Origin of the sequence: Cryptosporangium sp. NPDC051539, from assembly GCF_044454545.1 — a bacterium.
Lineage (GTDB): Bacteria > Actinomycetota > Actinomycetes > Mycobacteriales > Cryptosporangiaceae > Cryptosporangium.
The window spans coordinates 16,747-29,665 of sequence record NZ_JBITDV010000018.1; the positions used below are offsets into that span (position 1 = coordinate 16,747).

Consider the following 12,919-nt stretch of genomic DNA (forward strand, 5'->3'; position numbering starts at 1 on the left):
GGGGTTATGCGACGGAGAAATTGGCTGGCGATCCAGGTCGAGGTGATCGCCGGTTCCGGCAGCCCGCTGTGGCCGCGGCCCGGTCGGTTGTTCGCGGTGGCCCGGTCGCACTCGTTCGCCGAGTTCGGGACGGCGATCGACACCGCGCTGGCCCGCTGGGACGTGCCGAAACAGGCCGACTTCGTACTGGCCGACGGCGTCCGGGTGGACGACAGCGTGCTCGCCAAGATGGGCGAGCTGAACCAGGGTGACCAGTTCGCCTACGTTTTCGACGGAACCTGGGAACACCTGTGCACGGTGATCGAGCGTCCGTTCGACCCGCGGAAGACGCGGCTGGGCGGCGTACCCGAGCTCCCGACCCCGTATTGGGGCTGGGGCACGCTGCCCGACCAGCACGGCCTGCGCTGGGCGAAGGACGACGGCCACAAGTCCGGTCCGCGCCAGCCGGCCCAGCCGTACGACGACCTGCCGCCGCTCCTGCCCGGTTGGGGAGCTCAGTAGGGACGTGTCTGCAGCCGACGTTTGTGGGACGAGCGCCGGAGGCCGACGACGAGCGCGATGATGCCGCCGATCGTGATGCCGAGGCACGGCAGACCGGCCAGCGCGGCGACACCGCCGGCGATTCCACCGGCGAACGTCCCGAGTTCGGGCTTGCCGCCGAGCGCGTACTGGCCCGCGTCGCAGTTGATCGCGTAGTTGCCCGCGGTGTCGACGGTGATCGTCGAGACCCAGGTCCAGCTGCCGCCGTTGCGGCTGAACGTGATCTGGCCGCCCGGCGTGGTCGCGGTGACGCCCTCGTCGTAGGTGCAGGCCGTCGACGAGCCCTCGGGGACGAAGATCCCGTAGACGCCGGGCTGGAGGTCGACCTGGCCGCTCTGCACCGTGCGGGTGAAGTCCGGGATCGACTTGGTCGCGGACACGATGCCGAACACGAACGCGCCGATGCCGGCCGCGGTGAAGAGCACGGCGATGAGAACCGCGACGGCGTACCAGCTGCGGCGGGGGCGGAGTCGACGGGTATCGACCGGGTAGGCCATGGGTGTCTCCTTCGGGGAAGCTCCCCGGAGACTGCCCTCCCGGCTCCCGGCGGTACACGGATCCGCCTGGTACCCGACTGAGCTCCTTGCCTCGAAGTGGCAAAGTTGAGCGGAATACACTCAAGTTTGTTGCAGTTGCTCAGAGCGAGACCGTCGTCAGACAGGAGCCCCGCAGCTAGCTATGAATGCTGAGATCCTTACCACCAAGAGCCGCGAAGTCGTGGCGACTGCCCTGTCCGCGGCGTCCGAGGCCGGGCACGCGACGATGGAGCCGGCGCACCTGCTGATCGCGCTGCTCGACGTCGACGGGTCTACGGCGCCCGCCCTGCTGCGCGCGGTGGGCGCGAGCCCGGAAGACCTGCGAACCCGTGCGACGGCCGCGCTACGGCGCCTGCCCAGCGCGTCCGGGGCGAGCGTCGCCCAGCCGCAACTCGCGCGAGCGGCGCTGAACGCCATCGAGGCCGCCGAGCGGATCGCCAAGCCGCTGGGCGACGAATACGTGTCCACCGAGCACCTGCTGGCCGGCCTGGCCAAGGCCGGTGGCGAGGTGTCCGACTGGCTGAAGTCGGCCGGCGCGGGCGAGGACGCATTGGTCAGCGCATTCACGACGGTGCGCGGCGGCAACCGCAGGGTGACGTCCCCCGATCCCGAGGGCACGTACAAGGCCCTGGAGAAGTACGGCATCGACCTCACCGCCCGGGCCCGTGAGGGCAAGATCGACCCGGTCATCGGCCGGAACTCCGAAATCCGCCGGGTCGTGCAGGTGCTGTCGCGCCGTACCAAGAACAACCCGGTGCTCATCGGTGAGCCGGGCGTCGGCAAGACCGCGGTCGTCGAGGGCCTGGCCCAGCGCATCGTGGCCGGTGACGTTCCCGAGTCGCTGCGCAACAAGCGACTGATCTCGCTCGACCTGGGCGCGATGGTCGCCGGCGCGAAGTACCGCGGTGAGTTCGAGGAGCGGCTGAAGAGCGTCCTCGAGGAGATCAAGAGCTCCGACGGGCAGATCGTCACGTTCATCGACGAGCTGCACACCGTCGTCGGCGCCGGTGCGTCCGGCGATTCGTCGATGGACGCAGGCAACATGCTCAAGCCGATGCTGGCCCGGGGCGAACTGCGCATGGTCGGCGCGACCACGCTCGACGAGTACCGCGAGCGGATCGAGAAGGACCCGGCGCTCGAGCGTCGGTTCCAGCAGGTGCTGGTCGGCGAGCCGAGCGTCGAAGACACGATCGGCATCCTCCGCGGCCTGCGCGAGCGGTACGAGGCGCACCACCGGGTGCGCATCACCGACGCCGCCCTGGTCGCCGCCGCGGCGCTGTCCGACCGGTACATCACCTCCCGCTTCCTGCCCGACAAGGCGATCGACCTGGTCGACGAGTCGGCGTCCCGGCTGCGGATGGAGATCGACTCCCGTCCGGTCGAGATCGACGAGAAGCAGCGCGCGGTCGACCGGCTGCGGATGGAGGAACTCGCGCTGGAGAAAGAGTCCGACGCGGCCTCGGTCGAGCGGCTCAAGCGGATCCGGCAGGACCTGGCCGACCGGCAGGAGGAGCTCTCCGAGCTCAACGCCCGCTGGGAGAGCGAGAAGGCCGGTCTGAACCGGGTCGGTGAGCTGAAGCAGCGGCTCGACGACGTCCGGGGGCAGGCCGAGCGGGCCCAGCGCGAGGGTGACCTCGGGCGGGCGTCCGAGCTGCTCTACGGGCAGATCCCGGCCCTGGAGAAGGAGCTGGCCGAGGCCGCGAGCACGGCCGAAGCGACCACCCCGATGGTCAAGGAGGAGGTCGGCCCGGACGACATCGCCGACGTCGTCGCGCAGTGGACCGGCATCCCGGCCGGGCGGCTGCTCGAGGGCGAGACCGCCAAGCTGCTCCGGATGGAGGACGAGCTCGGCAAGCGACTGATCGGGCAGAAGGAGGCCGTCTCCGCGGTCTCGGACGCGGTGCGCCGCGCCCGGTCCGGGGTGGCCGACCCCGACCGTCCGACCGGGTCGTTCCTCTTCCTGGGCCCGACCGGCGTCGGCAAGACCGAGCTGGCCAAGGCGCTGGCCGGGTTCCTGTTCGACGACGAGCGCGCGATGGTGCGCATCGACATGAGCGAGTACGCCGAGAAGCACTCGGTGGCCCGCCTGGTCGGTGCCCCTCCGGGTTACGTCGGCTACGAAGAGGGCGGCCAGCTCACCGAGGCCATCCGGCGGCGTCCGTACACCGTCGTCCTGCTGGACGAGGTGGAGAAGGCCCATCCGGACGTGTTCGACATCCTGCTGCAGGTCCTCGACGACGGACGCCTGACCGACGGCCAGGGCCGCACGGTCGACTTCCGCAACACGATCCTGGTGTTGACGTCGAACCTCGGCTCGCAGGCGATCACCGACCCGTCGCTCGACGACAAGGGCCGGAAGGACGCCGTGATGGAGGTCGTCCGGGCCCGGTTCAAGCCCGAGTTCCTCAACCGGCTCGACGACGTGGTCGTGTTCCACGCGCTCGGCACCGAGGAGCTGACCCGGATCGTCGACATCCAGCTCGACCGGCTGGGCGCGCGCCTGTCCGACCGGCGGCTGACGCTGCAGGTCACCGCCGCGGCCCGGGAGTGGCTGGCGATCGGTGGGTTCGACCCGGTCTACGGGGCGCGGCCGTTGCGGCGGCTCGTGCAGTCGGCGATCGGCGACCAGCTGGCCCGGGCGCTGCTGGCCGGCGGCGTGGTGGACGGCGACACGGTCTACGTGGACGTCGACGCCGAGCGCGACTCGCTGGTCGTGAGCTCGGAGCCGATCATCCAGCTGTAGAAGAAGGGGCCCACGGGCCCCTTCTTCTCAAAGAGGGGGGCCTACGGGCCCCCTCTTTTTAGAAGAACGCCGTCTCGGGGTTCGCGCCGATGCGCTCGCCCGGCAGCGCGCTGATCGCGTCCATCTGGGCGGCGTTCAGCGCGAAGTCGAACACCTCGAAGTTCTCCCGGATCCGGGCCGGCGTCACCGACTTCGGGAACACGACGTTCCCGAGCTGGAGATGCCAGCGCAGCACGGTCTGGGCCGGAGTGCGGCCGACCTCCGCGGCGATCTCGGCCAGCGCGGGGTTGTCGAGCAGGCCCTTGCCCTGGCCGATCGGGCTCCAGGCCTCGGTCTGGATGCCGTGCGCCCGGTTGAACGCGCGCAGTTCGGCCTGGTCGAAGCCCGGGTGCAGCTCGATCTGGTTCACCGCGGGAACGACCTCGGTCTCGGCCAGGAGCTTCTCCAGGTGCGCCTGGTGGAAGTTCGAGACCCCGATCGCGCGCGCCCGGCCCTCGGCCAGCACCTTTTCCATGGCCCGGTACGCCTCGACGTACTGGTCCTTGTCGGGCCGCGGCCAGTGGATCAGGTACAGGTCGACGTAGTCGAGGCCGAGCTTCCGCAGGCTGACGTCGAACGCCTCGCCCGCGTTCGCGTGGTCGGCGTTCCACAGCTTGGTCGTGACGAAGAGGTCTTCGCGCGCGACGCCCGCCTCGCGGATCGCCTGGCCGACGCCCTCCTCGTTGCCGTACGCGGCCGCGGTGTCGACGTGGCGGTAGCCGGTCTCGAGCGCGATCCGGACCGGCTCGACCACCTCGTCGGCCGGCACCTGCCAGACACCGAAGCCCAGCTGCGGGATTCGAACCCCGTTGTTCAGAGTCAGGTAAGGCACTTCGCCCATGGTGGGTTCTCCCTCGATTCAAGTTCCTCCCCAGGATTGCCCACCAGCCCCGGATTCGAACGAGGGGGCCGCCGGGACCTTCGAAGCTTCCGCTTCGCCAACCACCGCTCCTTCCGGAGGTCTGGTTCGTCGAGAAGGATCCCGACGGGGGGTCTCAGATTTTCCCGCCGACGCAGTTCAAGCCGCGTCACGGCGAGAACCCCGAGCTTCCGACGTGAGACAGGCCAGGTCCGGCGAGCCGGTCGCGTCGAACCGCGTACGCGTCTGCTGGTGGTCTGCGGCTGAGCCGGCTCACATGCCGCTGACGGCCTGTCGGAGCGCGGTGGCCTCGTCGGTGCTCGGGCCGTAGGCCGCGACGAGCTTGCCGTCTTCGCGGTCGAATTGCGCGACGAACGGGCGGCCGCGTTGCGTCCCGTAGTACGCGACCGTCGGCTTGCCGTCGGACGCCCACGGCACCCGGTCGGCGCCGGCCGCCGTCTCCTCGATCATCTTCCGCCAGTCGGGCAGCTCGGAGTCGGCGGGTGTCCGGTCGTACCAGGCGGCGCCGCTGCGGTCGAACGTCTCCAGCACGTCGCCGTCGTCGAGGTCGAGGTCGCCGCAGCCCTTGCCCCCGCGCAGGCAGGTCGTCGCGACCGGTGCCGGGGACACTGCGCTCGCACTCGCGGCGACCTGGTATTTCATGCTGGTCGCGGGGGCGCCCGACGAGGCTGCCGACGCGAAGAACGATCGCCAGGCCGCGGTCGTCACCCGGCAGCTCACGTCGGCCGCGGCCGAGGCGGGTACGGTCTCCCGTCCGGACCGGCAGCGGCCCAGCACGGTGCGGTCGGCGCTGACCTTGCCGTCGAGCACCGCGGTCACCGGCTCCTCGGCCGACGGGTTCCGGACCCGCCCGGTGACCGTGCACCCCTGGGCGTCGCACGCGCTGCGCAGCGCGCCGTCGAACCGGAGGCTGGCGTGGGCGTCGTAGCTGCCGGTACGCAGGGCGGGCAAGCCGAGAGCGACGTCCCGGGCGATCAGCGCGGTGGCGCCCGGAGCCGTGATCGTGAAGTTCACCGCGGTCTGCTTGCCGAGCAAGCTGCCTTCGGTGCGTACTACCCGGTACGGCTTCTCGGCCGTCACCCAGAGCGTCCCGGCCGACGCCTCGACCTTCCGCACCGGCATCTTGTCGACCTCGGTGACCGGAGGCATGCCCTCGATCTGCAGCGAGCCGAACGCGTCGTCGACCAGCGCGCCGAGCGCGTCGGGCTTGAGCTTGCGGGCCAGGTCGAACCCGATCGTGGTCTCGGCGACCGCCACCCAGACGTTGTCGTACGTGTCGGCCCGGCTGTCGGGAGCCCACCACGCCGACGGCGCCTTCACGTACGTCATGGAGTCCACGACCAGTGCCGCCGCCGCGATGCCGTTCCGCCGGATCTTCCCCGCGCCTTCACCGGCGCCGTTGAGCCGGACGTCGATCGCGAGTTCCTCGCCGCGGTCGTCCTGCAGCGTTCCGTTCACCCGGACGCCGTTGGCCTGCCCGAGGTTCGAAGCCGCGATCCGGACGTGATTGGCCACCGAGTCGTAGCTGACCATCTTGCCGTCGATCGGGCTGCACCCGGCCACGACCAGCGCAAGTGTCAACAGGGCAGCTACCCGGTACCGCAAACCGAGACCCCTCCCCGGATCGTCCGAAACTCAAGCTTACGGACCTGGTTTTCGCCCATCATCCGTGGTCGGACCGGTCGGTCGCCGGACCGACCCGGAAATCCCCCGGAAATAGGAGTAACCGCCGTCGATCGTCTCTCCGGGCCGGACCGCTGAGGCGTCCGTTGGCGCGGGTTGGCAAACTGCCTTCATGGCGCTGTTCGAACGTCGCACTCGCGACCCCCGTGACAGCATCACCGCGTTCTGGTCCTGGTGGGCCCGAGCCCGCGATCAGGTGGGGGCCGGCCTCGACCGGGACGACCTCGGCAAGCTGCACCGCGACCTCACCGGACGGGTGCGCGCCATCCACCCCGAGCTCGCTTGGGAGCTCACGTCCGGCCGGCAGGCCAAGCACGCGCTCGTGGTCAGCCCCGAGGGCTCGCCCGCGTTGCGTCCGGTGACCGAGCGGTGGCTCCGCGCCGGCCCCGGGCCGGATGCCGACTGGGAGTACTACGCCTCCCGCCAGCCCGACCCGACCGCCTACACCGGCTCGGTGCAGCTCGGGGGCCGCCCTTTCCATCCGGGCTCCGCCCGGTTCGGCTACGAGATCGATCTCGACCGCGCCCGGGTACACGTCGCGGTCTGGCACCCCGACTTTCCTCGTCTGGACGAGGCGGTGCGGCTCCAGGCGTCGTTCCTGCTCCTCGACTGGGCTCTCGGTGAAGACGACGTCGAGCGCTGGCTGGGCGAAGTCAAGGTCACCGGCGACGACCAGGCCAATGACGTCGAGGAGCTGCGGGCCGCGGTCGTCGAGCTGGCCACCCACTACAAGTTCGGCGAATGGGTGACCGTCGACGGCTTCGACGACCGCGATCGGCCGGTCACCGTGCGGGTCCGGGTTCCGTTCGCCCGGCTCGACTATCCGCTCTACGACCTGCACGGCCGGGTCCGGCTGCCGTTCGAGCCCGGTTCGGCCGAGGAGGCCTCGCTCGACGGCGTCCAGAACGGGTTGCTGGGGCGGCTCGGAGACTCCGCGGTGCTGGTCGCGATCGTCACGATGGCAGGCGTCCGTACGTTGCACCTGTACGCCGACAGCAACGGCGTCGTACCCGACCAGGTCGCGACCTGGGCCGGTCAGCAGTCGATCAAGGTCACGAGTGAGTGGCGGCCCGACCCGGGGTGGGAAGCCGTCCGAGGGCTGTACTGAATGTCGGAAAGAAGACCTCGTGAACTCACAGATCTCTCATAAGGAATGAGCCGTCATGCGGCAGGGTAGGGACCCTCAACTCGTCTGTACCGGCAGAGAGAGTCCGTACCTCCTGAGAGGAGACGCATGACCTACAACCCGCCCCCGCCGGGCGCGTCGGGCCAGCCGCCACTTCCCGGCCAGAGCCCTCGAGCATCACGACCGGCGACCGTCACCATGGCGGCCTACGTCCTGGTGGGCGAGGCGGTGTTACTGCTCATCGGCGCAGTGGTTTCGCTGCTCGCGGCAGACACCATCAAGGAGGCGACCGACAAGTACCTGGCCGACAACAACCTGACGAGCACCAGCTCGAACCAGGGTCTCAGCCAGGTCTTCGGCATCGTCTTCGGCCTGATCTTCGCCGCCGCGTTCATCGGTCTCGCGCTGGGGGTGCTGCGCGGAGCCAACGTCGCCCGGATCATCGCCTGGGTGGTCTCCGGCCTCGCGTTGTGCTGCGTCGGTGTCTCGACCGCGTTCTCGCTCGCGGTCATCTCGTCCTACCTGCCGGGTGGGTACCTCGCCTACAGCTACCTGGTCACGTTCCTGGAGCTGGCGGGTTTCGTCGCGATCATCGTGCTGCTGGCGCTGCCGGCTTCGAACGCGTACTTCCGTAAGCCGGCCGCCGGCTACTGAGGTTCGTCCGGCGGGGCCGACAGGGATCCACCTGTCGGCCCCGCTTCTTTTGCGGGGAGAAGTGATGACTACTGCACTGGTCACCGGGGCCACCGCCGGTCTGGGCGCGGCCTTCGCCCGCGCGCTCGCCGCCGAGCGGCGCGATCTCGTGCTCGTGGCCCGCGATGCCGAACGGCTGGCCGCGACCGCGGCCGAGCTCCGCGACCGCTACTCGGTCGAGGTCGAGGTCCTGCCGGCCGACCTCGCCTCCGCCGAGGGGTGCGCCCAGGTCGAAAAGCGTCTGGCGGACGTCGGGCAGCCGGTCGAGTTGCTGGTGAACAACGCGGGCATCGGGCTACGGGACGGATTCCTGGAAAACCCGATCGAGGACGAGGAGCGGATGCTCGCGCTCAACGTGCGGGCGGTCATGCGGCTCACCCACGCGGCGGTCACCGGGATGGCGTCGCGGGGGCACGGCGACGTCGTGAACGTCGCGTCGGTGGCCGGTTTCGGCCCGACCGCACCGGGGTCGACGTACTCGGCCACCAAGGCGTGGGTGATCACGTTCAGCGAGTCGGTGCACCTGACGCTCCGGCAGCACGGCGTGCGGGTGAGCGCGGTGTGCCCGGGGTTCGTGCGGACGGAGTTCCACTCGCGGGCATCGATCCCGACCGCGGACATCCCGGATGTGTTGTGGCTGGACGCCGACACGGTCGTTCGCGAGGCGCTCGCCGATCTGCGCCGCGGACGACCGACCAGCGTGCCGAGCGTCCGCTACAAGGTCTTGGGAGGGATCGTGCGCTACGCGCCGCGGCCGCTCTTCCTCCGGGTGATCGGACGGGCCGCGCGCAGCGTCGGCCGTCGGTAAATGGGTTGCCCGCCTGGCGGGCTTGGCCGACCGTGGCGGGATGCTGAGGGTGGAAGCGGTCGACGCCCTGGTCAAGGTCGCGAACCTGCGCCGGCTGACCGGGGTGTGGCCGGCAGCACGACTCGTGTCGTCGTGGAACGGGGACACGAACGCGGCGATGATCGCGATCAACTCGGCCCTGGGGTACCGGCTCGCGGGGGGGGGGGGGGGGGGGGGGGGGGGGGGGGGGGGGGGGGGGGGGGGGGGGGCGCGGGGGGGGGGGGGGGGGGGGGGTGGGGGGGGGGGGGGGGGGCCGCCCCCCCCCCCCCCCCGACCTGCGTCGGGGCAGCTATCGATGCCAGAAGTAGGCGCGGGTGACCGGCTGGGCGGTGAGCAGTCCGATCAGCACGGCCGGGATCGCGAACTGGGCGAGTGTCAGCCCGATCGAGCCGCCGCCCAGTGACGCGATGCCCGCGACGACGAACATGGCCGAGAGCGCCGTGATGATCACGAAGGCCGCCCGGCTCCCGCGCCAGATGCCGCGCCCCAGCCAGCCCATGATGACGGCCCCGGCCAGCGGAACAAAGAACACCGCCGGCCCGAGCGTGGCGAACAGGAGCGAGAGCCCGAACAGTGCCACTCCGGTGAGGTTCACCAGCACCATGGCCGCCACCACCGCCGGGGGCCGGGCCGGTCGCACCCGCGGAGTCTTGACGACCCCGAGCGTGACGGTCGGATCGGTCGCGTTCCGCAGGTCGTCGCCGGTGAGCGGTGCTGCCCCGACCGGGGTGTCTCCGACCGGGGTTGCCCCGACCGGGGTTGCCCCGAACGGCGCTGGAGTGGCCGGCGCTGGACTGGCCGGCCAGCCGTGGTCGGTCGGGGGCGTCCAGGAGGCGGTCGCCGTGGGCGGCGCACTGACGGACGATGCCGTGGGAGCCCAGCCCGGCTGGGTTCTGACGGGTGGCGCAGCGACGGGTGGGGCGCTGACCGGCGGGGCGCTGACGGGTCGGCCGCTGACGGGCGGGGCAGTGAAGGGTCGGCCGCTGACGGGTGGGGCGCTGGCGGGTGGGGCGCTGACCGGCGGGGCGCTGACGGGCGGCGCACTGACGGACGGGGCAGTGAAGGGTCGGCCGCTGATGGGTGGGGCGCTGACCGGCGGCGAGGCGGTCCAGGCCGCAGCCGGCGAGTGCGGCGATCCGGTCGCGGACCAGCCCTGATCGGCAGGTGGCATGACGGGTGCCGGCGTTTCGGCGGCGGCCCACGTCCTACCGTGGACGGGCGGTGCGCTCACCGGAGTGACGGTTGACCGTGCGACCGCGGAGGTGCTGTGCCCGGGCGGCGCACTGACCGGTTCGGTGGCCGACCAGCCCCGATCGGCGGGTGGCATGACCGGCGTTGGCATGACCGGCGTGGTCGCGGCCGGGTACGGAGAGTCCGACGTGTCCGATGCGGAAGGCCTCGCGGCCGGAGGCGTGACGGTCGCCCGCGCCGACACGGGTGGTGCGCTCACCGGCCGGACGGTGCCACGCGCGACCGCGCCCGAGGTCTGGGTAGGTGGTGCGCTGACCGGTTCGATCGCCGACCAGCCCTTGTCGGCCGGCGGCATGACGGGGGTCGGCATGGCGGGCGTCGGCCCCGAGCCGTGAGCGGGTGGTGCGCTGACCGGTTCGATCGCGGACCAGCCCTTGTCGGCCGGTGGCATCACAGGGGTCGGCCCGGCGTCGCCCGGCGCGCTACTGCGGGTTGCGGCCGCGGACCGCGGGTCGGCGGGGGCCACCGCGGCGGACCAGACGCCGGTGGTGCCCTGAGCGCTGGTGGTGCCCTGAGCGCTGGTGGTGCCCTGAGCGCCAGTGGTGGCCCATGCCCCGGCGGTGCCCCGAGCGCTGGTGGCGGGACGAGCGCCGGTGGTGGTTGCCTCGTCGAACGGCGCGCCGGTGGGGATTGGGGAGGCGCCCCGGGCGCTGGGAGGCGTTGCTGCGTCGCGCGAGCCGGCGGGGGGCGCCGCCACGGAGGGCGACCCGGGGGAGGTTTCGGCGGCCGGGCGGGTGGGCGGGGCGCTGACCGGCCGGGGGACGGCGACTCGGCCGGTTGCGGAGCTTGCGCTGGGTGGGGAGACGGTCGCCCGGCCGGAGGTGGGTGGAGAGACGGTGGCCCGGCCGGTGGTCGGGGCCCGGGGCGCCGGGGGAGTGGGCGCCGGGGGAGTGGGGGTCGGCCCCGGGTCCTTGGCGGGGGCGATGCCTTCGGTCATCGCGAGCAGCGCGGCCAGTGCGGAGCCCGGGCTGACCTGGAAGATGTCCGAGGCCTGCTTGGGCCCGGACGGCTGGGTCGAGGCGTCGGACGGCTGGGTCGAGGCGCCGGAAGGCTCGGTCGAGGTGTTCGCCGCGGACGAGTTGGAGGGCTGCGCGGCGGGCTTCCCGGCGGTCGGCGGGGACACCGTGTGGAGGGACGCGGTGGCGTCGTCGTTCGGCGACGCGGGGGTGTCGGCCGACGCGGCCGGAGGCGGCGCGGCATCCGGGATGCCCCCCGCCCGGGCAGCCGGGGCCGGGCCGTTCGCGGTGGCCGTCGGGCTGACCGGCGACCGCGGATCGGAGGCCGGCGCATCCGGAGTCGACGCGGCGGCCCACGCCGCCACGGCGGAGGACTGTCTCGCCACGGCCGCGGACCGCTCCGCCACGGCCGCGGACCGCTCCGTGACGGCGGCGGGCGGCCCGGCGGCGGGCGGCCCCGCGACGGCGGCGGGCGGCTCCGTGACGGCGGACCGTTCCGTTACTGCGGCGGGCCCGGCGGCGGCGGGCGGCCCCGCGGCGGCGGCGGCGGGCGGCTCCGTGACGGCGGACCGTTCCGTTACTGCGGCGGACCGTTCCGTGACGGCGGCGGGCGGCTCCGTGACGGCGGCGGGCGGCTCCGTGACGGCGGACCGTTCCGTTACTGCGGCGGACCGTTCCGCGACGGCGGCGGGCGGCCCCGCGGCGGCCGCGGACGGCTCCGCTACGGCGGCGGACCGTTCCGCCACGGGGGAGGATGGCTCCGGCCTGTCCGAGGAGGACCGCTTCGCGGCGGCGGCGGACGGCTCGGGCGTGGCGAGCGGCTCCGGTACAGCGGCGGACGGCTGGGGCGTGCCGGAGGACGGGTCTGGCGAGTCCGGGAAGGACGGCTCCGGCGCAGCGGCTGAGGGCGGTTCTGGCGCGCTGGCGGCGAGCGGTTCCGGCCCACTCGCGAGGGGCGGTTCCGGCGTGGCGGCGGACGGCCGCTCCGGCGCGTTGCCGCCGAGCAGCTGGGGTGTGGCGGCGGTCCGCGGGTCGGGACTGACGGCGGTGAGACGGTCGGGTGCGGCGGCCGAGAGCGGATGCGGTGCGGTGGCCGCCGTGGGGGGTTCCGCCGCGGGTGGCCGCGGTGCGGTGGCCGGTGAGTCGGGGGTGACCCGTGCGCCGGGGGTGACCGGGGGGCTCGGGGCGGGCGGCGGTGCGGTCTTGCGGGCTGTCTGGGCCGACACCCAGGCTCCGAGCGTGTCCAGGTTCGGCGCGGAGTTCCCTGCCTTCAGGTCCCGGGACGCGGTTCGCTGCGTGGGGACCGCCGGGGTGGACGGAGCCGCGGCTGCCGCTTCGGGGCTCTCGGATTCCGGCGAGCGGGGCGGGGAGTCGCGCGCCGAGGCCCAGGCCGCCCCGCCGGTGGCCCGTGCCCGTGCGATCGACGCGTTCTCAACCGGTGCGCCTGCGTCTGACCCGTCCGGAGCCGGCGCCTCCGCGGCCTCGCCGTCAGCGGATCGCGCTCCGGTGGATTCCGCCTCCCGCCCCCACGCCCCGACGAAAGGCGCCCCCGAGGTAGGCGCGTCCGGGAAGGGCGAACCCGCGGAAGGCGCCCGGAGGAACGGTGGCGGCGCCGTCGCGGTAGC

Annotated in this window: 11 protein-coding genes; 7 read left to right on the forward strand and 4 right to left on the reverse strand. The window is 72.6% G+C overall.

Annotated elements, in window-relative coordinates; all coding sequences use genetic code 11:
- The first annotated feature begins 6 nt into the window (after window positions 1–6).
- A complete protein-coding gene (locus ACIBZJ_RS39405; RefSeq protein ID WP_395938742.1) occupies window positions 7–501 on the forward strand; it encodes a hypothetical protein in 495 nt (164 codons plus the stop codon).
- Here the strand turns inward: ACIBZJ_RS39405 and ACIBZJ_RS39410 are convergent.
- On the reverse strand, window positions 495–1,037 hold the full coding sequence (locus ACIBZJ_RS39410) for a hypothetical protein (protein ID WP_395938743.1): 543 nt from the start codon (window positions 1,035–1,037) through the stop codon (window positions 495–497). The genes ACIBZJ_RS39405 and ACIBZJ_RS39410 overlap by 7 nt on opposite strands.
- Before the next feature lie 181 nt (window positions 1,038–1,218).
- On the opposite strand from ACIBZJ_RS39410, the gene clpB reads away from it, so the two are divergent.
- Entirely contained in the window at window positions 1,219–3,819 is a 2,601-nt protein-coding gene (gene clpB / locus ACIBZJ_RS39415; RefSeq protein ID WP_395938744.1) for an ATP-dependent chaperone ClpB, read from the forward strand.
- A 58-nt stretch (window positions 3,820–3,877) separates the two neighbouring features.
- Here clpB and ACIBZJ_RS39420 read toward each other — a convergent pair whose 3' ends face one another.
- Complete coding sequence (locus tag ACIBZJ_RS39420) at window positions 3,878–4,699, reverse strand: aldo/keto reductase (RefSeq protein WP_395938745.1); 822 nt, start codon at window positions 4,697–4,699, stop codon at window positions 3,878–3,880.
- A 291-nt stretch (window positions 4,700–4,990) separates the two neighbouring features.
- Window positions 4,991–6,319, reverse strand: a complete 1,329-nt coding sequence (locus tag ACIBZJ_RS39425) for a hypothetical protein (RefSeq protein WP_395938746.1) — start codon at window positions 6,317–6,319, stop codon at window positions 4,991–4,993.
- A 214-nt stretch (window positions 6,320–6,533) separates the two neighbouring features.
- Between ACIBZJ_RS39425 and ACIBZJ_RS39430 the strand changes: the two genes are divergently transcribed.
- The 3 genes from ACIBZJ_RS39430 (at window position 6,534) to ACIBZJ_RS39440 (ending at window position 9,048) form a co-directional block, all read left to right on the forward strand.
- Window positions 6,534–7,529 carry a hypothetical protein gene (locus ACIBZJ_RS39430; RefSeq protein ID WP_395938747.1) on the forward strand — a complete coding sequence of 332 codons (996 nt, stop codon included), beginning with the start codon at window positions 6,534–6,536 and terminating at the stop codon, window positions 7,527–7,529.
- 126 nt (window positions 7,530–7,655) lie between these two features.
- Complete coding sequence (locus ACIBZJ_RS39435) at window positions 7,656–8,201, forward strand: hypothetical protein (RefSeq protein WP_395938748.1); 546 nt, start codon at window positions 7,656–7,658, stop codon at window positions 8,199–8,201.
- A gap of 64 nt (window positions 8,202–8,265) precedes the next feature.
- Window positions 8,266–9,048, forward strand: a complete 783-nt coding sequence (locus tag ACIBZJ_RS39440; RefSeq protein ID WP_395938749.1) for an SDR family NAD(P)-dependent oxidoreductase — start codon at window positions 8,266–8,268, stop codon at window positions 9,046–9,048.
- A 328-nt stretch (window positions 9,049–9,376) separates the two neighbouring features.
- On the opposite strand, the gene ACIBZJ_RS39445 is transcribed toward ACIBZJ_RS39440, so the two are convergent.
- Window positions 9,377–9,727 (reverse strand): hypothetical protein, encoded by a 351-nt coding sequence (locus tag ACIBZJ_RS39445; protein ID WP_395938750.1) that lies wholly within the window; start codon window positions 9,725–9,727, stop codon window positions 9,377–9,379.
- Window positions 9,728–9,866: 139 nt separating this feature from the next.
- Here ACIBZJ_RS39445 and ACIBZJ_RS39450 point away from each other — a divergent pair, with 139 nt between their 5' ends.
- Both ACIBZJ_RS39450 and ACIBZJ_RS39455 read left to right on the forward strand, forming a co-directional pair.
- On the forward strand, window positions 9,867–10,244 hold the full coding sequence (locus ACIBZJ_RS39450) for a hypothetical protein (RefSeq protein ID WP_395938751.1): 378 nt from the start codon (window positions 9,867–9,869) through the stop codon (window positions 10,242–10,244).
- A 78-nt stretch (window positions 10,245–10,322) separates the two neighbouring features.
- Window positions 10,323–10,673: a hypothetical protein gene (locus ACIBZJ_RS39455; RefSeq protein ID WP_395938752.1), complete on the forward strand. Its 351-nt coding sequence runs from the start codon at window positions 10,323–10,325 to the stop codon at window positions 10,671–10,673.
- Window positions 10,674–12,919 lie beyond the last annotated feature (2,246 nt).

Bases quoted from the DNA above. Each gene is read 5' to 3' on its own strand.
- ACIBZJ_RS39405 (WP_395938742.1), top strand. From the start codon at position 7: ATGCGACGGAGAAATTGGCTGGCGATCCAGGTCGAGGTGATCGCCGGT.
- ACIBZJ_RS39410 (WP_395938743.1), bottom strand. From the start codon at position 1,037: ATGGCCTACCCGGTCGATACCCGTCGACTCCGCCCCCGCCGCAGCTGG.
- clpB (WP_395938744.1), top strand. From the start codon at position 1,219: ATGAATGCTGAGATCCTTACCACCAAGAGCCGCGAAGTCGTGGCGACT.
- ACIBZJ_RS39420 (WP_395938745.1), bottom strand. From the start codon at position 4,699: ATGGGCGAAGTGCCTTACCTGACTCTGAACAACGGGGTTCGAATCCCG.
- ACIBZJ_RS39430 (WP_395938747.1), top strand. From the start codon at position 6,534: ATGGCGCTGTTCGAACGTCGCACTCGCGACCCCCGTGACAGCATCACC.
- ACIBZJ_RS39435 (WP_395938748.1), top strand. From the start codon at position 7,656: ATGACCTACAACCCGCCCCCGCCGGGCGCGTCGGGCCAGCCGCCACTT.
- ACIBZJ_RS39440 (WP_395938749.1), top strand. From the start codon at position 8,266: ATGACTACTGCACTGGTCACCGGGGCCACCGCCGGTCTGGGCGCGGCC.